Below are 20,226 nucleotides of genomic sequence, written 5' to 3'. Positions count from 1 at the left end.
GGGAGTTTCCTCTGCTTGATCACCTTTTTGGCCAGATGCTTGAGCCCATACTTTGGGCAATGGTGGCCTTCACCTTGCTGATGCTCAGGCTTGCCCCGCTGCAAGGCTGGAAGGCGGCCGTCGTCGCCGGCATCACGGCCGGCCTGGTCTTCGACACCATCCAGTTCCGCGTCGGGCCTCCCCGCATGTGGGACTCGATGGTGCTGGGTTCGGTGCTGGCCGCCCTGCTCACCGCCGCCACGCTGGAACTGCTGTTCCACCTGCTGCGCCGCTCGCGCGCCGAACGCGCCTGAGCGGGCGCCGCTTCCTGCCTAGCGCTGCCCTTCCCGCCGGGCGCGGGCATGCGGGTCGTTGATCTCGGTTTCCAATTCGGCGATCAGCCATTCGAACCAGCCGTTCTCGCTGCGCGCGTAGACCGCGGCCGCCGGCGTCTTGCCTTCTCGCCAGCCCGGCTGGTGCGCATCCATCCAGGCAGACAGGCTCTTGTGCGGCGCCAGCAGGCCGGACAGCCAAGACCACACGTAGTCGGGCACGTTGCGGCGAAATCCCTTCGCGCAGGCGTAGATGGTGGGCTCAAGCGGCAGGTTGCCGGCGCGCGCCAGCCTTGCCTGCACCCGGCGCAGCGTCTCGGCCGCGGCCTGCAATTGTTCGGTGCTGAGCTTTTTCACTTGAGGACTCCCTAGACTTGGATTGCCCGGATTATCGCCGCAGGCGGCGGCGCTTTCAAAGCGCTGCATGGGCGCCGGCGCCGCCGCTCATGTTCGCGGCGCGGCCAGGCCCATCAAGGCGGTCGCGCTGAAACGCGCGCCAGGTTCGAGCACCCGCATGCCGGTGCGCTTGTCGCCGCCAGCCGCCAGGTTGAACGCATCCGCCACATTGGTCACCGGCTCGACGCAGAGAAAATCCGAGCCCGGGGCCGTGTACACCACCAGGTGCGCGAAGGCCGGATCGGCATGCAGCACCAGTTCGTGCCCATCCGGCCAATGCAGGGTCGCGCGCCCCTCCCATTGCGATAGATAGGTATCGCAGCCCTCGGCCGAGCGGCACAGCTCGCGCACGTGGCCCGTCTGGCTGCCCGATGGCATGCCGTCCGCATCCGCGGGCCACAGGCGCCGCGCATGCAGCGTGACCCGCTGCGCCGTGAAATACGGGTGCAGCCCCAACCCGAAAGGCATTGGCGTGTCGCCGCGGTTGGTGATGGCCAGCGCAACGCTCAGGCCACGGGCATCCAGCCGGTAGCGCTGCACGCACTCGAACGGCCACGGCCAGCCCAGCACGCCGGCCGGCTGCTCCAGCACAAGGTCGATGCTGTCTTCGGTGTGGTTGCGCACCCGCCAGGCCTGGTACAAGGCCGCGCCGTGGATCGCATGCGGGCGGCCAGGCAGGGATTGCAGAACGTGCCGGGCGCCGTCGAAGGTGAATACCCCATCGCGGATCCGGTTGGCGTACGGCGCGAGCGGATAGGAACCCGCGCGCGGCCATTTCGCGGCCGGCCATTCCGTGTCGGCCAGCGGCACGATCCAATCGTGCCCGCCCGTGGACAGGCGCGTCAGCCTGCCGCCGCCATCCGGCGCGAACTCCGCCTGGTGGGCTCCGCCGGCGATGGTGACGCGCACGCTGGCGTCCAGCTCCGCGGGTACGGGTAAGTCCTGCATTTCTATACGGCTCCGGCGGCAAGAACAGGGCCGCGCGCTGCGATTGTGCCGCCGGCATCAAGCGGCCGCAAGCCTTCCAGGCGCATCGCGCCGCGGGCGGTTCCAGACTTCGCCCCGGCCCCGAAAAAAACCGGCTGCGCCCGGCGACGCCGCCCGCAGCCCCTCGCCCGCCCGATACAATCACGGGCATGAATTCAGCAACGCCACACTCCGCCGCCGACGCCCTTGCGGGCCACACCCCCATGATGCAGCAATACCTCCGCCTGAAGGCGGAGGCGGGTCCCTTGCTGCTGTTCTACCGCATGGGCGACTTCTACGAAATGTTCTACGAAGACGCGGAGCGCGGCGCGCGCCTGCTCAGCCTGACGCTCACCAAGCGCGGTTCCTCCAACGGCACGCCCATCCCGATGGCCGGCCTGCCCGTGCACGCCATGGAGCAATACCTCGCCCGCCTGGTCGCGATGGGCGAGTCCGTCGCGATCTGCGAGCAGATCGGCGATCCGGCCGCCTCCAAGGGCCCCGTCGAACGCCGCATCGTGCGCATCGTGACGCCGGGCACCCTGACGGACGACGCGCTGCTGCCGGCCAAGGCCGACCGCGCGCTCGCCGCCGCATTCATCACCGGTCCCGCCCGGGCGCCGCGCGCAGGGCTGGCATGGCTGAACCTCGCCAGCGGCGAGTTCCGCGTGACCGAATGCGCGCCAGCCCAGCTGGAATCGGAACTGCACCGCGTCGCGCCGGCCGAGGTCATCTGCGCGGACAGCGCGGAATTCGACTTTCCGTTCGAAAGCGCCCGCACACGCGTGCCCGACTGGCACTTCGAGGCCGACAGCGCCCGCGCCCACCTACTGACCCATTTCAAGACCGACACGTTGGCGGGCTTCGACGTCGAAGACATGCCGGCGGGCGTCTGCGCCGCGGGCGCCTTGCTGCGCTACGCGGCCCGCACGCAGTCGCAGGCCCTGGCCCACGTGCAGAGCCTGTCGGCGGAACGGCCCGGCCAGTATGTGCTGCTGGACCCGGTCACCCGCCGCAACCTGGAACTGACGCAGACCTTGTCCGGCGAGGACTCGCCCACGCTTTTCTCGCTGCTGGACGGCTGCCGCACGCCCATGGGCAGCCGGCTGCTGCGCCGCTGGCTGCATCATCCGCTGCGCGAGAATGAACAGGCGCAGGCCCGCCAGCAAGCCATCTCTGCGCTGCTCGCCGGGCGTATGGACGTGGAGCAGACCTTCGGCGCAGCCGGCTTCGGCGCGGCGGGCCTGCTGGAATCCCTGCGCAGCGCGCTGAACGCGTTCCCCGACATCGAACGCATCGCCACGCGCCTGGCGCTGCGTTCAGTGCGCCCGCGCGAACTCGCCAGCCTGCGCGATGCGCTCCAGGCCTTGCCCGCGCTGCGCGATCAGCTCGATCCGATGTCGGATTCGCCCCGGCTGGGCGAACTGGCTTCCCACCTGTCGGTCGATCCCGCGCTGTCCGCCCTGCTGCAACGGGCCATCGCGGCCGAGCCCGCGGTCGCCATCCGCGACGGCGGCGTGCTGGCCGCGGGATTCGATGCGGAGCTGGACGAATTGCGCGCGCTCGCCGTCGACGGCGGCGACTTCCTGGTGCAGCTCGAAGCCCGTGAACGCGAGCGCACCGGCATCAGCAACCTGCGCGTGGAATTCAACCGCGTGCATGGCTTCTATATCGAAGTCACGAAGGGGCAGACGGCGAAGGTGCCGGAAGACTACCGCCGCCGCCAGACGCTGAAGAACGCCGAGCGCTACATCACGCCCGAACTCAAGACCTGGGAAGACAAGGTGCTGTCTGCGCAGGACCGCTCGCTCGCCCGCGAAAAATGGCTGTTCGAACAGTTGCTGGACGTGCTGGCCGAGCACGTGCGCCCGCTATCGGACTGCGCCGCCGCGCTCGCCGAGCTGGACGCGCTGGCCGCCCTGGCCGAACATGCGCGCCGCCACGACTGGGTCGCGCCCGAGCTGTCCGAACAGGCCGACATCGACATCGAGGCCGGCCGCCATCCCGTGGTGGAGCATGCGATCGAGCGCTTCACGCCCAACGGCTGCCGGCTGGAGCCGGCCCGCCGCATGCTGCTGATCACCGGCCCCAACATGGGCGGTAAATCGACCTACATGCGGCAGGTGGCGCTCATCGTGCTGCTGGCTCGCATCGGCAGCTTCGTGCCCGCAGCGCGCGCCCGCATCGGCAGGATCGACCGCATTTTCACCCGCATCGGCGCGGCCGACGACCTGGCCGGCGGCCGTTCGACGTTCATGATGGAAATGACCGAGGCCGCCGCGATCCTGTCCGCCAGCACGCCCAACAGCCTGGTGCTGATGGACGAGATCGGCCGCGGCACCTCCACCTACGACGGCCTGGCGCTGGCCTGGGCCATCGCCTGCCGCCTGCTGGCGCACAACCGCGCGCTGACGCTGTTCGCCACGCACTATTTCGAACTGACCCGCCTGCCGGCCGAACAGCCGGCCTCGGCGAACGTGCACCTGGCCGCCGCGGAATCCGCGGGCGGCATCGTGTTCCTGCACGAAGTGCGCGAAGGCCCCGCCAGCCGCAGCTACGGGATCCAGGTTGCGCAGCGCGCCGGCGTCCCCCCCGCGGTGATCCGCCAGGCCTCGCGCGAACTGGAACGCCTTGAGGCCCAGGGCGCCCCCACGCCCCAACTTGGCCTGTTCTCGGCCGCGGCCGAGGCCGACGCCCAGGCGGAGGCCGCGGCGGAACGTTCGGACGCGCTCGAAGCCCTGGACACCCTGCGCGAGGAGCTTGCCTCCATCGACCCCGACAGCCTGACCCCGCGCGAAGCGCTGGACGCCCTTTACCGCTTGAAGAAGCACCTCCAATGAATCTCGACCACCCCTTGCCGCTGCTGGGCAACCAGAGTCCCAACGACTTCATGCGCCGCTATTGGCAGCGCAAGCCGCTCCTGATCCGCCAGGCCATCCCGGCCTTCAAGCCGCCCGTCACCATCGCCGCCATCAAGAAGCTCGCGCGCCGCGACGACGTGGAGTCGCGCCTCATCTGGCGCGAGAACGGCGAATGGCAGATGGAAAGCGGCCCCTTTGCGCGCCTGCCCAAGGACGACGAGGGCGACTGGACCCTGCTGGTGCAAAGCGTGGATCTCCACAGCGATGCCGCGGCTGAGCTGATGCAGCTGTTCCGCTTCATCCCCGATGCCCGGCTGGATGACGTGATGATCAGCATCGCCAGCCATGGCGGCGGCGTGGGCCCTCATTTCGACAGCTACGACGTGTTCCTGCTGCAAGCGGCGGGCGAGCGGGAATGGCGCTACGGCCGCCAGAAGGACCTGTCGCTGGAACCCGGCCTGCCGCTCAAGATACTGAGCCGCTTCGAGCCCGAGGAAACCGCCGTGCTGGTTCCCGGCGACATGCTCTACCTGCCGCCCCAGGCCGCCCATGACGGCGTCGCGGCGGGCGATGGCTGCATGACCATCTCGATCGGCTTTCGCGCCCCCACGCAAGCGACGCTGGCCCGCGGCCTGCTCGAGGCCGCCGCAGACCAGGTCATGGCGCGTGTGGGCCTGCTAGGCGGCCCCTATGGCGAACCGGCCTTGCCGGGCCCCAAGCTGTCTTCGGTCTACCGCGATCCCGGCCAGTCCGCCGTCGACACACCCGCCGCGCTGCCGGACGGACTGGTCGCCGCCACCCTGGAGACCGTGGAAAAGCTGCGGTTCGACGACGCGCTGGCCTCGCGCTTCCTGGGCTGCTGGCTGACCGAGCCCAGCAACCTCAGCGTGTTCGACGCGCCCGAAGGCATGGACGTCGATCTGGAAGAAGACTGGCCCGCCGCGGGCAAGCTTGTGCTGGATCGGCGCAGCCGCATGCTGTACCGGGGCAAGCAGCTGTTCATCAACGGCGAAACGGCAATGACGCCGGCCGACCCGGCCCTGCGCAAACTGGCCGACGCGCGCAGCCTGGACTGCTCCGATCCGTCCTGCTCGCGCCTGTCGGACGAGGCGCGCTCCTGCCTGGCGGATTGGCTGGATTCGGGCTGGATCCACTACCGGGCGGCGTAGTATCTGGAAACGGGCGCGTATCTGTCTTGCACAGAACGAAATCAGGTCTATTCGACCGGTCACATCAAGAAAGACATAACACGAAGCTGAAAGGTTTGTTGCCGTTGGGAAGCCACCTTTTTAACTTTCACACGGGATAGGCGTGCGTGATCCTGTAGCCTGGATTCTGGTTTCCCCTAACGGGGTTTCAAGAGTCGTCATCTACAGGAGTCTAAAAATGATGAGCAAAACCTTGATTATTGCCTCGGTGCTGGCCGTCGCGCTCAGCGCCTGCAACAAGAAGGAAGATGCTTCGGCGCCCGCGACCAACCCCGCTCCGGGCGCCAGCACGCCTGCCCCCACCACGCCTCCGGCCACTTCGCCGGCTCCGGCTCCGGCCCCCGCGCCGGGCGGGTCGAGCCAACCCGCATCCTGATCCACTCTGAGCGAACCCCCGCTCAGACAGGAAACAAGAAGGCCCCGGCAGTCCACCTGCCGGGGCCTTCTTGCATTCGCCGGACCGGTCGCCTCGACGCTTTCCTTGCGCTAAAAAAGAGGCCCCTCGCGGGGCCTCTTCAACCAGCCGGCGCCACGGCGCCAGGCGGTCCGGTCTTACATCTTGTCCTTCAACACGCTCAGCAGGCGCTGGGCGGTGGCGCTGTTGTCGCGGGTGCCATTGGCATCCAGGACCGTCACCAGGGTCTGGTCGCCGCTGGCGGCCAGGTGGATGCGGTACTGCGGCGCCTCGGCCTTCTTGTCGCCCGAGAACATGCGGCTGAAGAAGCCCGGCTGCTCGATCTTCTCGCCCGTGTCGGTATCGACGTAGCGGACGAAATAGTCGCCGGCGGAACGGTCGCGGTCATCGACGGCGAAACCGCCGCCATCCAGCGCCACGCCGACGCGGCGCCATGCGCGGTCGAACGATTCGCTGACGACCAGCGACGTGCCCTGCGCGCGGACATCCTGCTGCACCGTGGGCTTCTGCGGCGCGGCTTCGGCCTGCTGCACCAGCTTGCGGGCGTTGTCCACGTCGGAACCCAGGTAGACCATCATGCGGGCCAGCATGGCGGCGTTCAGGCCCGGATCTTCCTTGCCGTTCTGCCATTGAACCTGGCCGCCATCGGCGCCGACACGCTTTTCGAGCATCTGGCGATGGCTGACATAGATTTCGGTGTGGCCGTTGACGCGTTCGACGCGCGTGCGGAATTTCTCGCGTTCGCCGCTATCCCAGGCCGATTCCAGGATCATGCCCAGGGCCTGGCGCAGCCAGCTTTCCGGAATCTTGGCGCGGTTTTCCGCCCAGTCGGTCTCGATCAGACCGGCGCTCGGATTGTTGCTGGCCACGGTGAAGCCGGTTTCGGTCCAGAAATCGACAAGGCGCGGGAATACGTCCTCGGGCGGACGGTCCACGACGAGCCAGCGCAGATCGCCGTCGCGCTCGACGCGCATGTCGGTGCGGGCGGGCAGAACATTGCTGTTCTTGGGCGCGGTGGCTTGCGCCTCGCCCTGCTGCTGGAACTGCGAGTACGTCGTCGATCCCGAAGCGGGAGCGCGATAACGCGGATCGCTGTTGGCCTGGGTCAGGTCGGGCGGAATGCTCAGGGGCTCTCCGCGCTGCGTGACGGCGCTCTTGTAATTGACGGACTCTTCATTGCCCAGGAGTTGGTTGACCTCGCTGCAGCCGGCCAACAACACCAGAGACATCAATGCCGACAGACCGGCATGACGTTTGTTCATACGTATCCTCACGATAATTAGAGCAGGCCCGCATCCTGAAGCGCGTCGCGCACCGTCGCATGGTGCTGCGCCCCCAGTTCCACCAGCGGCAGCCGGTAGCCCAGTGCGCCGTGGCCCATCTCGGCCAACGCCCACTTGACGGGAATGGGATTGGCCTCAACGAACAAAGCCTTGTTCAGACGCGCCAGGCGTGCATTAAGTTCACGCACCTTGGGCACATTGCCGGCCAGGGCGGCGGCACAGAGGTCACGCATGAGTTTCGGGGCCACATTGGCCGTCACGGAAATATTGCCGCGCGCGCCCAGCAGGATCAGGGCGGCGGCCGTGGGGTCGTCGCCGCTGAATACCTGGAAGGTGGCAGGCGCTTCGCGCAGCAGCAGGCCGCCGCGCGCGATGTCGCCGGTGGCGTCCTTGATGCCGATGATGCCCGGCACCTGCGCCAGGCGCAGGATCGTGTCGTTGCTCATGTCGGCAACGGTGCGGCCCGGCACGTTGTACAGGATGGTGGGCAGGTCGACCGCCTCCGCGACGGCGCGGAAATGGCGGTACAGGCCTTCCTGGGAAGGCTTGTTGTAGTACGGAACGACCGACAGGCCGGCGTGCGCGCCGACGGCCTTGGCATGGCGCGTCAGGTGGATGGCTTCGTCGGTGGAGTTGGCGCCCACGCCCGCGATGACCGGGATGCGGCCCGCGGCGTGCTCGACGGCGACACGGATCAGTTCCGCATGTTCTTCCATGGAGACCGTGGGCGATTCCCCGGTGGTGCCCACCACCACCAGCGCGTCGGTTCCTTCCTGGACGTGCCAGTCGATCAACGACCGGTAGGCAGCGTAATCGAGGCTGCCGTCGGGCTGCATTGGGGTGACCAGGGCCACCATGCTGCCCTGGAAATTAACGCCTGCGGCGGTTGCAGGGGATGCCATAAATGTAGGGCTCCAAGGCCCCGTGGCAGGATGCCTCAAGGCCAGAATCAGTGAAACTGCTGAGTTTAACGGATATTGGCCAGAATCTTATAAGAACCACTGAACGATTGTCGTTCCCAACCCGAGCACCGGCCGCATCAAAAGCCAGAGCACATCCGTCACCAGCAGCACGACGACGATCACCAGGCCATATGGCTCGATTTTCGAGTACTGCCAGGCCAGGCGATTGGGCAGCAGGCTGAACAGGATGCGTCCCCCGTCCAGCGGAAGAATGGGCAGCAGGTTCAGGGCCATCAGGACCAGGTTGACGTTCACGCCCGCAACGGCCATTTCGAACCAGAACGATTCCTGCAGGCCGGATTCGAGCAGCAGCCGCAGGGAAAACGCCCACAGGATCGCCATGAGCAGGTTGGCGGCGGGGCCGGCCAGCGCCACCCAGAGCATGTCCTGCTTGGGCCTGCGCAGGCGGCCGAAGTCCACCGGCACCGGCTTGGCCCAGCCGAACAGCAGGCCTGGGCTGCCCAGCAGCTTGGACGCCAGCAGGATCGCGACCGGTACCAGCAGCGTGCCGACCGGATCGATGTGCCTTGCCGGGTTCAGGCTGATGCGGCCGGCCTGGTGGGCCGTCGGGTCGCCGAACATGCGCGCGACGAAGCCGTGCGCGGCCTCGTGCAGGGTGATGGCGAAAATAACCGGTATCGCGTAGACCGCAATGGTTTGGATGATGTCATTCATGGCGAACCGGATTGTAGATGAGCCGCGGACCGGCGCGGGCCCACTCGCCTGGCGTTGCGGCTGGCGCGCTCAGGCAAGGCCCAGCGTCGCCGGGTCGCCGCGCCCGACGCGCACGACCACCGGCTCTTCGGCGGTGAGGTCGATCACGGTGGTCGGCGATTGCGGGCAGGCGCCCGCGTCGATGATGGCCGCCAGGGAGTGTTCGTAGCGTTCGCGGATATCTTCCGCGTCGTTCAGCGCTTCGGACTCGTCCTTGGGGATGAGCGTGGTGGACAGCAAGGGCGCCCCCACCTGTTCCAGCAGGCCCAGCATGACCGGATGGTCGGGCACGCGGATGCCGATGGTCTTGCGCGACGGATGCGACACGCGCCGCGGCACTTCCTTGGTGGCTTCCAGGATGAACGTCCAGGGCCCGGGCGTCGCGGCCTTCAGCAGGCGGTATTGGCGATTGTCCACCCTGGCGAAATGGCCGATTTCGGCCAGGTCGCGGCACAGCAGCGTGAGATGGTGGCGTTCGTCCAGGCCCCTCAGCCGGCGCAATCCGTCCGCGGCGTTCTTGTCGTCCAGGCGGGCAACGACCGCATAGCTGGAGTCCGTGGGAACGGCCACGAGGCCACCGTCGGTGAGCCATTGGGCGGCCTGCTTCAGCAGGCGGGGTTGCGGATTCGCGGGGTGAATGGAGAAATACAGAGCCATGGGTTTATCCTAACACTCTTGAAGGCCGCCCAGTGAACGGCGGCGATGCAAAATGGCGGGAACGCCGACCCGCCCGGAGAAACAGAATGCGCCTTGATAACTCGCGCCAAAGCGACAATGTGGAAGACCGCCGAGCCAGCGGTCCGCGTATCGGCGGACGGGGCACGATCGGCATCGGAACGATAGTACTGGCCCTGGTCGCCATGTACTTCGGCGTGGACCCCAGCGTGGTCCTGCAGATGGCCGAAGGCCCGCCGGTGCAACAGGAGGCGCCGGCCTCGCGTCCGCCCGCCAACGATCCCCAGGCCATCTTCGTCTCGAAGGTGCTAGGCGAAACCGAAGACACCTGGGCCGCCATATTCCAGAAGGACCTGAACCGCCAGTACGTGCCGCCCAAGCTGGTGCTGTTCCGCGGCGCCACGCCCACGGCCTGCGGCACGGGGCAGTCGGCAATGGGGCCGTTCTACTGCCCCGGAGACAGCAAGGTCTACATCGACCTGGCCTTCTTCGATGAATTGCAGAACCGCTTCAAGGCGCCGGGCGATTTCGCCCAGGCCTACGTGATCGCGCATGAGGTCGGCCACCACGTCCAGCATCTGCTCGGCATCTCGGACCAGGTGGACAATCTGCGGCGGCGCAATCCTTCGCAGGCCAACGCGCTGTCGGTGCGCATGGAGCTGCAGGCGGACTGCTTCGCGGGCCTGTGGGCGCAACGCGCCGATGCGGCGCGCAACATCCTCGAAGGCGGCGACGTCGAAGAAGCGCTGGGCGCGGCCACCGCGATCGGCGACGACCGCCTGCAGAAGCAGAGCCAGGGCTATGTGGTTCCCGACGCGTTCACGCATGGCTCGTCGGCGCAGCGGGTGCGCTGGTTCAAGCGCGGCCTGGAAAGCGGCAGCATCAAGCAATGCGACACCTTCTCGGCCAGTTCCCTGTAGGCCGAGGCCGCTCCGCCGTGCCTGTATATCCATACAGCTCGCGGCAGGGCGGCGTCTCCATCTTGTAAGATTACGCCCCCTCGCCGTGTTGCGCGCGCGTTTACCCGCGCCTCGGCCGAGCGGCGCGGCATGCGCCAGGCGCAATTCGCCGGCGCGCATTTTCCAGACCCTAGATCAGTTCCATGGCCAAGAAGTTCGAACCGTTAATCACCGTTGATGAGGTGCAAGAGATCCTTGGCGAGCCCAAGGAAACCGCAAGACCGATCGCCTGGATTCCGAAGCCCGCCGCCGCCGACTTCCAATGGATGGAGTTCGCGAGCCCATGCCGGATCAAGGGGGAAGTCCGCGACGACGTGATCTTCCGCGCGACCTACCGCGGCGCCCGCACCGCGGTGCATGGCCAGGCCACCATTTTCCTGGCCGAGGCCTTTTGCGCCAGCCTCTTCGTGGGCCCGCACCGCGTGTACGGCGTGGACACCGACGATTCCTTCCACACCAGCCTGGTGGGCGAAGGCCGGCCGCAATTCCGCAAGCCGCTTGCGGACCGCAGCCATGAACATATCTGGGTGGACGACGGCGAAGGCTATGCCGAGCCTGTGGTGCCCACCCTGCACACCATCGGCGCGCTGATGCAGTACTTCCTGCCGCGGGCGAACCTGACGCTGACCGGCGGTTTCGCGCATCCCCTCAAAGGCCGCCAAATCGAACTGATCCTATGAGCAATTTCCTGGAAGCCTCCGGCTGGACCGTCCTGCCGGCGGGCGAGCACGCCATCCGCGCCATATCGCCCATGACGTTGGGCCTGGACGGACAGCATGCGGCGTTCTTCATCGCGCATCCCGACGACTCGTCGTTCTACCTGACCGATGCCTGTGAAACCGCGATGCACGCGTCCAGCTACGGCATCGAGCTGCCGGCCAAGCGCATCGATCTGCTGAACGAGACGCCCGGCGTGAGCCTGGCGCACTTCGACCGCAGCGGCGCGATCGTTGCGTCCGGCCCCAACGAGCAGCTGCAAGAGGCCTTGTGGGACGCGGTAAAGCTGGCGATGGCGCTGTCGTTCCAGTGCGCCAAGTGGATGCCGAGGTTCAGCCAGCTGCGCTTCCGCGCGCAGGTGGGCCGCGCCCTGGCCGAGGGCGTCGGCGCGAACCGCGTGGTCAAGGGCGCCCGCGCCAAGGGCAGCAGCGGCCACGCCGCGGATTTCGCTTTCGCGGTGCGCGCATCCGGCAGCACGGCGCTGACCTATATCGAGCCGATCGCCCTGAAGGCTGGCAAGAAGATGGATTGGACGCAGGTCTACCAGACTCACGGCAAGATGTCGGACGTGAAGATGGCCGACGCGCGCAACTCGCGCATGGTCATTCTGGAAGACGGCGCCTCGGCCGACGAGTTCAAGAAGGCCGTGACCATACTCGAACAATCCGCCAGCGTGCAGACGCTGGCCAAGACCCGCGACTGGAGCGCAGTCTTTTCCGGCTGACGGCCGCGTCAGGACGGCACGTTGGTCAGGCCGTCGACGATCTCCCGCCCATGCAGGATGGCCGCATGCACCGCTTCGCGCGGACTGAACACGAAACCGCCATCGGCAAAGCACGGAACGGGGTACTCGTCGCCGCCTTCAAGAACGGCGCCCGCCTGGACCACCATAATCGACGCAATGAATACGGGGCCGCTGGATGGCGCTTCAACCTCGGCGCCGGCGCCCCGGGACACTTTGGCAGTAAGCCGGTATCCCTTGTAGATCAAGTTGTTCTGATGCACTTCGGATGCCCTCTGTCTACGATCCAGCATACTCCGGCTATACATGACAGTTCAGATATGTTTTGTAACGCAGGCAGAAGCTAGAAACATTGTTGCATCGCAGGAGTTGTGTCCCCGTTTCTCGGCCGCGGGGGGCGCAAAACACGCACCCGGCGCATGACCAAGCCTGACGCGGCCTGCGCGCGAATGCACCGGACGCCCGCCGCGCTTTGGCGCGCCAATTCACGGGGATTACCCTAGCGCTGTTGCGTATCCACACTTTCGGACGGATTCATTCCCCTCAAACCCGGCGGACGGTTCTTCCTCCTTGCCGAAGAACGCGGGAAACTGCCGCTCGCCCTTTTTCGTGACGCCGAGCGCGCGCGAATCCAGGTCCTTGGTGATCCAGCCCCGCCGCAGCAGCGCATCCAGCAAAGCCGCGCCCAGCGCGCCGCCCAGGTGCGAACGCCGCTCGCTCCAATCCAGGCACGCGCAGGCGAAACGCCGGCGGCGCTGCCTTGCCTGCGCGACGTCCACGCCAACCTGCGCCAGCGCCGCCTCTCCGAGAGGCGTCAGCAGGTAGTCGCGTCCGTCGGCCTCCAGCCAGCGCCGAGCCACCATGGCGTCGTGAATGCGCACGGCCAGCGTGCCCGCCATGTGGTCATAGCAGGTGCGCGCCTCGCGCAGCGCGGAAGGCGTACTGGGCTTGAACGGGGTGCGCTCGGCGCCCGCCACCACCAGCAGGGCCTCCAGCGCATGCCCGACCTCGCCGCTGGCGAGCCGGTAATAGCGGTGCTTTCCCTGCACGGCCATTTCCACCAGCCCCTGCTCGCGCAGGCGCTGGAAATGGCCGCTGGCCGTGGAGGCGCCGATGTCGGCCACCGCGGCCAGTTCCGTCGCAGTGCGGGCGCGGCCGTCGAGCAGCACGCACAGCATGCGCGCGCGCGCCGGATCGGCGATGGCGCTCGCCACGGCGGATAGATTGATGTCGGCGAAAGTGGATTCCATGATTCGCTGGAGGCCAAAGTATCGAGTACAAGCTCAAGCATACTGCGAGTCATCCAAACAAGACAGCCGGCCCCGCCGGACATCCATGCGCAAATCCAAGGCATTCTTCGGCTGGACGGTCCTGTACGCCACTTTCGTCCTGGCGGTCTTCGGTTGGGGGGTCGGCTTCTACGGCCCCCCGGTTTTCCTGCATGCCGTGGCGCAGCGCACCGGCTGGGGCGTCGCGCTTGTGTCGGGCGCCGTCACCCTGCACTTCCTGTGCGGCACGCTCGTGGTCGCCAACCTGCCCCGCCTGTACCGCCGCTTTGGCGTGCCCGCCGTGACGCTCGGCGGCGCCGTGCTGCTGGCGCTGGGCGCTAGCGGCTGGGCCAGGGCCGCCGAGCCCTGGCAGCTTTACGCCTCGGCGCTTTTCAGCGGCATGGGGTGGGTGACGCTGGGCGCCGCCGCGGTCAACGCGCTGATCTCGCCATGGTTCGTCCGACGCCGGCCCGCCGCGCTGGGCATGGCCTACAACGGCGCCAGCGTCGGCGGCATCGTGTTCTCGCCCTTGTGGGTCTATCTGATCGGCGCGGCGGGTTTCGCGCAAGCCGCCCTGTGGGTGGGAATGACGATGGTGGCGGTGATCGCGGCGCTGTCGCTCAAGGTGTTCGCCGTTACGCCTCAACAGCTGGGACAGGAACCCGACGGCGCCGCATCGCAAGGCCAGGCGCCCGCCGCGGCGCCCTCGCCGCCGCCCGTGCCCGACCTGTGGCGAGACCGGGCCTTCCTGAGCCTGGCCGCGGGCATGGCGCTGGGCCTGTTCGCGCAGATCGGATTGATCGCGCACTTGCTATCGTTGCTGGCGCCACTGCTGGGCGCGCAGACCGCCGGGCTTGCGATGGGGCTGGCGACGGCCAGCGCCATCGCGGGGCGCTCGCTAGTGGGTTGGCTGATGCCAGCCGGCGCCGACCGGCGCGCCGTGGCCTGCCTGGCGTATGCCGTCCAGATCTGCGGTTCGCTGGTCCTGATGCTGGCCGCCGAGCATGCCTGGGCTGTGTGGCTGGGCATCCTGCTGTTCGGTTCGGGCATCGGCAACGCGACCTCGCTGCCGCCCCTGATCGCCCAGGCCGATTTCGCGCGCGAAGATGCGCAGCGTGTCGTGCCGCTGATCGTCGCCATGTCGCAAGGCGCCTATGCGTTTGCTCCCGCCTTGTTCGGCGTATTGCGCGTGCTGTCGGAACAAGCGGGGCATCCGCTGTTCTGGTTCCTGGCCGCCGCCGCCGGCCTGCAGGCCGCCGCGATCGCGAGCTTCGCGCTCGGGCGTCTCACTCCAGCCCGCCGCGCCGCGCGACCAGCCCGGCCATGACGGCATCGCCGCGCTCGTTCGCCAGCCCTTCCGCCACACCGCGCCGATCGGCGACCGGGCGATTCTGGCTGACCTTCCACTTGCCCTCGATGCGCGCAAGCCGGATCTCCACGCCGATGATCGCGCGCATCTGCGCCGCGATGAAATCCGCCGGCGCCTCATCCACGCGCCAGGGTTGCGCGCGGCCCTTCTCCTGGCTGTCGGTCAGCGCGTCGAGCTGCGCGCGCAGCCAGGCCGGATCGTCCTGGATCACGGGCGCGCCCCAGGCATGCACCGCAACGAAGTTCCAGGTCGGCACCACCTTGTGCGTCTCGGCCTTGGTCGGATACCACGATGGGGAAACATAGGCCTGCGGCCCATGGAACACGACCAGGCATTCCCGTCCCGACGCCAGTTCGGCCAGTTGCGGATTGGCGCGCGCCACGTGCAGGCGCAGCACGCCGCAAGGCCCCTCGGGATAGAGCAGACAGGGGATGTGATTCGCCATCAGCCCGCCCTCTCCGGCGGTCGTGAGCACGCCCAGAGGGTGCGCGCGGATGAAATCGTGCTGGACTTCCAGGGAATCTTCGCGAAAGGCGGACGGCAGGTACATGGCGGGATGCGCGGTAGCGGAAAACCACAACATACCGCCACCGTGGCCCCATTGCCAGGGCCAGCGATAATTGATTTCATGGGGCCACTTGAAGCGGGCCATGGAACGTATCCGATGAGGCGCGCGATCGGCCGCGGACTCATCGGCGCGCGCGCCGGTCCGGGCCGCGCCCCGCGATGCCAACATCGATGAGACGCCTGCTTGCCGGGAACAATCGCGAGCCGCTCCGGGTCGAAGCGATCTCGTTTTTCCTTCCAATATCACGATGTGATGAATATTGACGTCAACCCTCACTTACCCATGACCCCGGCTAATGCTACTGTTCCGCCTGTGCAAGGAGTACATGCAATGGATCAGAAAACCAAGCCCTGGGCTTTTCCCAAACCCCATCCGGAAAACACCCCGCGGGGCGAACGCAACAAGCAGGAGTTCGACGCTCCCGCGCAAGACAAGAAAACCGCGCCCAAACCGCGCGGCAAGAAAGAGGCGCCGGCAGCCGGCCGAGCCCGCTCATGACGTTGCATGCGCGGGCCCGCGCCGCCGCGGCGGCAGCGTTGTCCGCGCTATCCCTCGCCGCCGCTGCGGCGCCCGCCGTCCAGACAGGCGATCTCATATTCCAGCAATCCCGTTCGGCGCAAAGCCTTGCCATCCAGCAAGCCACGCGTTCACCCTATAGCCACATGGGCATGATCGTCATGCGCGAGGGACGCCCCTACGTGCTGGAGGCCGCTGCCCGGGTCGGCTACACGCCGCTGGACCAATGGGCGGCCCAAGGCGAACGCGGGCACTATGTGGTCAAGCGCCTGCGCGACGCCAGCCGGCTCGCGCCGTCCGCGCGCGAGCGGCTTGCCGCCGCTGGCGCCGGGTTCGTGGGCAAACCGTACGACCTGGTGTTTGCATGGTCGGACGAGAAAATCTACTGCTCCGAACTGGTCTGGAAGATCTACCAGCGCACGCTGGGGATCGAAATCGGCGCGCTCGCTCCGCTCAAGCAGTTCGACCTGAGCTCGCCCGCCGTGCGCGCCAAGATGCAGGAGCGCTACGGCGCGGACGTCCCCTGGGACGAGCCCATCATCTCGCCGGCGGCCATGTTCGATTCGGCGCTGTTGCAGACCATCGGCGAACACTGACGGCAAGCCCAGGGAAAACATCAATCATGGCCACGCTTTCGGACGCGGCGCGGGAGTGAGCGGAAATCGGCTGAGTCCCGCGCCAGCGGCACTCTCCATATACACTGGATTTTTTGCCCTCCTGGGAGAGCGCCATGCATCCCCGCATCAGTGTCATCACTCTCGGCGTCGACGACCTGGACAAAGCGCTGCGCTTTTACCGCGACGGCCTGGGCCTGTCCACGCCGGGCATCATCGGTCAGGAGTTCGAGCATGGCTCGGTGGTGTTCATCGATATGCAGCCCGGCCTGCGGCTGGCCTTGTGGCCGCGCGCCAGCATCGCGCACGACACCGGCCTGCCCCAGGGCGCGGCGTCGCCGACCAATCTCACGCTGGGCCACAATGTCGGCTCTCGCGAGGAAGTGGACCGCGTCATGGCCCGGGCGGAATCCGCCGGCGCCCGCATCCTGAAGCCCGCCCAGGACACCTTCTGGGGCGGCTACGCCGGCTACTTCCAGGATCCGGACGGCCACGTCTGGGAAGCCGTCTGGAACCCGGCCTGGGAAACGGACAACGAGGCCTGAAGCTTGCGTCCAGGGGCCGCTGGCCCTACGTGTAATCCCCTAGCCATGCCTTGCTGGACACCCGCTATCCTCGCGGGCAGATATGTCCCGGAAGCCGGCATGAACCTTCGTCTTGATCTCTACACCCTGCAAGTCTTCCTGGCGGTGCTGGAAGAAGGCAGCATCACGGCGGCCGCGACCCGCGAGCATATCGCGCCCTCCGCCCTGTCCAAGCGCCTGTCCGAACTCGAGCGCGTGCTGGACGTGCCCCTGTTCCAGCGCCACGCGCGCGGCGTGGAACCCACCAGCGCCGCTCGCGCGCTGGCCCGGCGCGCCCGCACGCTGCTGCACCAGACGCAGGACCTCGCCGATGAAATCCGCGACTACTCGGCAGGCTTGCGCGGGCGGGTGCGCGTGGCGGCCAACCTGTCTTCGATCGCGCAATTCCTGCCGATGGAACTGCGCCGCTTCCTGGAACGGCACCCTCACGTGCAGATCGACCTGGAGGAATCAGTCAGCTCCGGCGTCACCCGCGCGGTGGCGGACAATGCAGCCGACATCGGCGTCTACACGCAGTCCGACGACGAGAACGGCCTGGACATCTTTCCCTATCACCGCGACGTCATGGCCTTGGTCGCGCCCGCCGGGCATCCGCTGTCGCAGCGCGACGAGGTCGCGTTCGCCGATACCCTGGACTACGACCACGTCGGCATGCATCGCGGCAGCGCGGCGAACTACCTGTTCACGCGCGAAGCCGCGTCCATGAACCGCTCGCTGCGGCTGCGCTTCCAGGTCACGTCCTACGATGCGCTGGTATCCATGGTGCGCGCCGATCTCGGGATCGGCATCGTTCCCGCGAAGGCCCTTTCCGTGTATGCCTGCGACGAACTCCGCATCATTCCGCTGACCGACCCCTGGGCCAGGCGGCAATTGAAATTGTGCGTGCGCAGCAATGAATCGCTGTCCGGCGCCGCCCGCCTGCTGCTGGACCATCTGATCGCCGAAGCCGCGACGCAGCAATGAGATTCCGGTTTTCCCCGGCGCCGCTGCCCGCCGCTTGAGGCATCGCATTTCGCGATACCCCGCCGAACATTCACGAATTGTCCCGCCTGGATCGATCACTGAAGATAGTGACCGACAACGCCGTCCCGGACCTCGCTCCGCAAGCCCTTGCGGATGCGGCAACCGGGCAACAGGAGACAAGCGCCGTGAGCCTTCCAGACCGGGTTGAAATCGTCGAAGTCGGCATGCGCGACGGACTGCAGATCGAGTCCGAATTCGTGCCCACCGACACCAAAGTCGACATCCTGAACGCATTGATCGACGCGGGCGTCAGGCACTTCGAAGCAACCTCCTTCGTTTCGCCGCGCGCGGTCCCGCAGCTGCGCGACGCCCAGGAAGTGCTGGAGCGGGTGCGCAAGCGTCCCGGCGTGGTGCTCGGGGCCCTGGCGCCCAACCGCAAGGGCGTGGAAAACGCGTTGCGCTCGAAGGCGGACGAGATCGTCGTTTTCCTGTCCGCCACGGAAAGCCACAACACCAAGAACCTGAATCGCCCCGTCGAACAGTCGCTGCGCGACATCGAAGAGATCGCTGAACTGTTGAAAGGCCACCCGATGAGGCGCAAGGGCGCCATCGCCGTCGCTTTCGGCTGCCCGTTCGAGGGCGACGTGGACCTGGAGCGGATCCGCACCATCTTCGGCCACTTCGTGCGCCTGGGATTCGACGCGGTCACGCTGGGCGACACCACCGGCATGGCCACGCCCGGGCTGGTGCGCCGCACGGTCGAGGCGCTGCGCGCGGACCATCCCGACACGAAGATCTCGCTGCACTTCCACAATACGCGCGGCATCGGCCTGGTGAACGTCGTCGAGGGCCTGCGCGCGGGCGTCACCTCCTATGAGTCGTCGCTGGCGGGCCTGGGCGGTTGCCCCTTCGCGCCTGGCGCCACCGGCAACATCTGCACCGAGGATCTCGTCTACCTGCTCGACGAAATGGGCGTGGACAGCGGCATCGACCTGCGCGCGCTGATCAAGGTGGCGCAGCGGCTGGAGAACGTGATCGGCCGGAACCTGCCCGGCCAGCTCATGAAGGCCGGCCCCCGGCTGAATCTGCATGATTATGGCGGCGCCGCGGGCGCGATCGGCTGAGGAGTTCCGCATGGACAAGGAATCGAACCCCGTGATCGCCCAGCTCCCCCTGAGCGCTGTGCGCGAAACCGGCGTCAACCTGAACCGGCCGGAATGCGTGCTCGGCACGGCGGCCGGCGATCTGTACGTGTCCGACAAGGCCGGCGGCATCCGCCACATCCAGCCCGGCGGCAGCGCCCGCCTGATCGGCGCCCAGGCCGGGCTGATCCCCAACGGCTTCGCGCTGCTGCGCGACGGTTCGTTCGCTATCGCGAACCTGGCCGATAACGGCGGAATCTGGCGCCTGCGACGCGATGGCGCGGCCGCTCCCCACATCATGGAGATCGACGGCGTCGGTCTGCCCAGCGTCAACTTCGTCTGGCTGGACGACCATGAGCGGCTGTGGATCTGCGTAAGCACGGTGCGCAAGGGCGATCACCAATTCCGCCGCGACATCGCCGACGGCTTCATCGCCGTGCATGACCGCAACGGGACCCGCGTGGTCGCGCAGGACGTGCACTGGACGAACGAGTGCCGCATGGATCCCACCGGCACCTATCTGTACGTGAACGAAACCTTCGGCCGGCGATTGCTGCGCTTTCGCGTGGCGCCCAACGGCGATCTGAGCGAGCGGTCGGTGATCACGGAATTCGGCAAGGGCACCTATCCCGACGGCATGGCGGTAGACGAAACGGGCCACATCTGGGTGATCAGCGTCGTGTCCAACCGGGTAATACGCGTCAGCCCCAAGGGGGAACAGCAGATCGTGCTCGAAGACAGCGATGCCGCCCATATCGAGAAGCTGGAAACCGAGTATATGGCCAACCGGCTCAGCCGGCCGCTGCTCTACGACAACCACAGCAAGAAGCTGCAGAACATCACCAGCATCGCGTTCGGCGGCCCCGACCGCAAGACCGCCTTCATGGGCTGCATCAACGGGTCCAGCCTGGCGGTATTCGATTCACCCGTGGCGGGCCTCAAACCCGTGCACTGGAACTGGTAACCCGCAGCCCGCCTCGGCCGCGAACCCCG

At 67.2% G+C, this 20,226-nt stretch carries 23 protein-coding genes; 14 read left to right on the top strand and 9 right to left on the bottom strand.

Annotation, left to right across the window (positions count from 1 at the left end; genetic code table 11):
• Positions 1–35: 35 nt before the first annotated feature.
• Entirely contained in the window at positions 36–293 is a 258-nt protein-coding gene (locus JL37_RS23270) for a hypothetical protein (protein WP_231570416.1), read from the top strand.
• A gap of 18 nt (positions 294–311) precedes the next feature.
• Here the strand turns inward: JL37_RS23270 and JL37_RS23265 are convergent, their stop codons facing one another.
• Positions 312–668, bottom strand: coding sequence for a hypothetical protein (locus tag JL37_RS23265; protein ID WP_043547290.1), 357 nt, complete (start codon positions 666–668; stop codon positions 312–314).
• A gap of 87 nt (positions 669–755) precedes the next feature.
• A complete protein-coding gene (locus tag JL37_RS23260) occupies positions 756–1,655 on the bottom strand; it encodes an aldose epimerase (RefSeq protein WP_043547288.1) in 900 nt (299 codons plus the stop codon).
• A gap of 188 nt (positions 1,656–1,843) precedes the next feature.
• Between JL37_RS23260 and mutS the strand changes: the two genes are divergently transcribed.
• The 3 genes from mutS to JL37_RS23245 all read left to right on the top strand — a co-directional run bounded on the left by mutS (position 1,844) and on the right by JL37_RS23245 (position 6,118).
• Positions 1,844–4,513 (top strand): DNA mismatch repair protein MutS, encoded by a 2,670-nt coding sequence (mutS, locus tag JL37_RS23255; protein WP_081955181.1) that lies wholly within the window; start codon positions 1,844–1,846, stop codon positions 4,511–4,513.
• Positions 4,510–5,703 (top strand): cupin domain-containing protein, encoded by a 1,194-nt coding sequence (locus tag JL37_RS23250; RefSeq protein WP_043547286.1) that lies wholly within the window; start codon positions 4,510–4,512, stop codon positions 5,701–5,703. The genes mutS and JL37_RS23250 overlap by 4 nt, the downstream gene beginning before the upstream one ends.
• Before the next feature lie 217 nt (positions 5,704–5,920).
• On the top strand, positions 5,921–6,118 hold the full coding sequence (locus tag JL37_RS23245; RefSeq protein WP_043547285.1) for a hypothetical protein: 198 nt from the start codon (positions 5,921–5,923) through the stop codon (positions 6,116–6,118).
• Between the two features lie 176 nt (positions 6,119–6,294).
• Here the strand turns inward: JL37_RS23245 and bamC are convergent, their stop codons facing one another.
• The 4 genes from bamC to JL37_RS23225 form a co-directional block, all read right to left on the bottom strand.
• Positions 6,295–7,419 carry an outer membrane protein assembly factor BamC gene (gene bamC, locus JL37_RS23240; protein ID WP_043547284.1) on the bottom strand — a complete coding sequence of 375 codons (1,125 nt, stop codon included), beginning with the start codon at positions 7,417–7,419 and terminating at the stop codon, positions 6,295–6,297.
• A 17-nt stretch (positions 7,420–7,436) separates the two neighbouring features.
• Complete coding sequence (gene dapA / locus JL37_RS23235; RefSeq protein ID WP_043547283.1) at positions 7,437–8,342, bottom strand: 4-hydroxy-tetrahydrodipicolinate synthase; 906 nt, start codon at positions 8,340–8,342, stop codon at positions 7,437–7,439.
• 87 nt (positions 8,343–8,429) lie between these two features.
• A complete protein-coding gene (locus JL37_RS23230) occupies positions 8,430–9,077 on the bottom strand; it encodes a site-2 protease family protein (RefSeq protein WP_043547282.1) in 648 nt (215 codons plus the stop codon).
• 69 nt (positions 9,078–9,146) lie between these two features.
• On the bottom strand, positions 9,147–9,773 hold the full coding sequence (locus JL37_RS23225; RefSeq protein WP_043547280.1) for an L-threonylcarbamoyladenylate synthase: 627 nt from the start codon (positions 9,771–9,773) through the stop codon (positions 9,147–9,149).
• An 86-nt stretch (positions 9,774–9,859) separates the two neighbouring features.
• Here JL37_RS23225 and JL37_RS23220 point away from each other — a divergent pair, with 86 nt between their 5' ends.
• From JL37_RS23220 to JL37_RS23210, 3 genes are all read left to right on the top strand, one after another.
• Positions 9,860–10,711 carry a neutral zinc metallopeptidase gene (locus tag JL37_RS23220; protein WP_043547278.1) on the top strand — a complete coding sequence of 284 codons (852 nt, stop codon included), beginning with the start codon at positions 9,860–9,862 and terminating at the stop codon, positions 10,709–10,711.
• Between the two features lie 182 nt (positions 10,712–10,893).
• Positions 10,894–11,430 (top strand): hypothetical protein, encoded by a 537-nt coding sequence (locus JL37_RS23215; RefSeq protein ID WP_043547277.1) that lies wholly within the window; start codon positions 10,894–10,896, stop codon positions 11,428–11,430.
• Entirely contained in the window at positions 11,427–12,191 is a 765-nt protein-coding gene (locus JL37_RS23210; RefSeq protein ID WP_043547276.1) for a DUF1828 domain-containing protein, read from the top strand. Before JL37_RS23215 ends, JL37_RS23210 begins: the two co-directional genes overlap by 4 nt.
• Before the next feature lie 8 nt (positions 12,192–12,199).
• Here JL37_RS23210 and JL37_RS23205 read toward each other — a convergent pair whose 3' ends face one another.
• Complete coding sequence (locus JL37_RS23205) at positions 12,200–12,472, bottom strand: hypothetical protein (RefSeq protein ID WP_081955180.1); 273 nt, start codon at positions 12,470–12,472, stop codon at positions 12,200–12,202.
• A gap of 231 nt (positions 12,473–12,703) precedes the next feature.
• The gene (locus JL37_RS23200) at positions 12,704–13,459 is read right to left on the bottom strand and encodes a helix-turn-helix transcriptional regulator (protein ID WP_043547273.1); all 756 of its coding nucleotides are present in this window, start codon (positions 13,457–13,459) and stop codon (positions 12,704–12,706) included.
• 85 nt (positions 13,460–13,544) lie between these two features.
• Here JL37_RS23200 and JL37_RS23195 point away from each other — a divergent pair, with 85 nt between their 5' ends.
• Positions 13,545–14,804: an MFS transporter gene (locus JL37_RS23195; protein ID WP_043547272.1), complete on the top strand. Its 1,260-nt coding sequence runs from the start codon at positions 13,545–13,547 to the stop codon at positions 14,802–14,804.
• Here JL37_RS23195 and JL37_RS23190 read toward each other — a convergent pair.
• Positions 14,764–15,396, bottom strand: coding sequence for an FMN-binding negative transcriptional regulator (locus JL37_RS23190; RefSeq protein ID WP_043547522.1), 633 nt, complete (start codon positions 15,394–15,396; stop codon positions 14,764–14,766). The genes JL37_RS23195 and JL37_RS23190 overlap by 41 nt on opposite strands.
• A gap of 348 nt (positions 15,397–15,744) precedes the next feature.
• Here JL37_RS23190 and JL37_RS30755 point away from each other — a divergent pair, with 348 nt between their 5' ends.
• The 6 genes from JL37_RS30755 (at position 15,745) to JL37_RS23165 (ending at position 20,197) form a co-directional block, all read left to right on the top strand.
• On the top strand, positions 15,745–15,912 hold the full coding sequence (locus tag JL37_RS30755; protein WP_197064647.1) for a hypothetical protein: 168 nt from the start codon (positions 15,745–15,747) through the stop codon (positions 15,910–15,912).
• On the top strand, positions 15,909–16,526 hold the full coding sequence (locus tag JL37_RS23185; RefSeq protein ID WP_043547271.1) for a YiiX family permuted papain-like enzyme: 618 nt from the start codon (positions 15,909–15,911) through the stop codon (positions 16,524–16,526). Before JL37_RS30755 ends, JL37_RS23185 begins: the two co-directional genes overlap by 4 nt.
• A gap of 134 nt (positions 16,527–16,660) precedes the next feature.
• Positions 16,661–17,089, top strand: coding sequence for a VOC family protein (locus tag JL37_RS23180; RefSeq protein WP_043547270.1), 429 nt, complete (start codon positions 16,661–16,663; stop codon positions 17,087–17,089).
• Positions 17,090–17,188: 99 nt separating this feature from the next.
• Entirely contained in the window at positions 17,189–18,091 is a 903-nt protein-coding gene (locus JL37_RS23175; RefSeq protein WP_043547269.1) for a LysR family transcriptional regulator, read from the top strand.
• Between the two features lie 185 nt (positions 18,092–18,276).
• Positions 18,277–19,215 carry a hydroxymethylglutaryl-CoA lyase gene (locus tag JL37_RS23170; RefSeq protein WP_043547267.1) on the top strand — a complete coding sequence of 313 codons (939 nt, stop codon included), beginning with the start codon at positions 18,277–18,279 and terminating at the stop codon, positions 19,213–19,215.
• A 10-nt stretch (positions 19,216–19,225) separates the two neighbouring features.
• Positions 19,226–20,197 (top strand): SMP-30/gluconolactonase/LRE family protein, encoded by a 972-nt coding sequence (locus tag JL37_RS23165; RefSeq protein ID WP_081955179.1) that lies wholly within the window; start codon positions 19,226–19,228, stop codon positions 20,195–20,197.
• Positions 20,198–20,226: the final 29 nt, after the last annotated feature.

Origin of the sequence: Achromobacter sp. RTa (assembly GCF_000757485.1) — a bacterium.
GTDB lineage: Bacteria > Pseudomonadota > Gammaproteobacteria > Burkholderiales > Burkholderiaceae_B > Achromobacter.
This window is presented reverse-complemented; position numbering and strand designations above follow the sequence as displayed.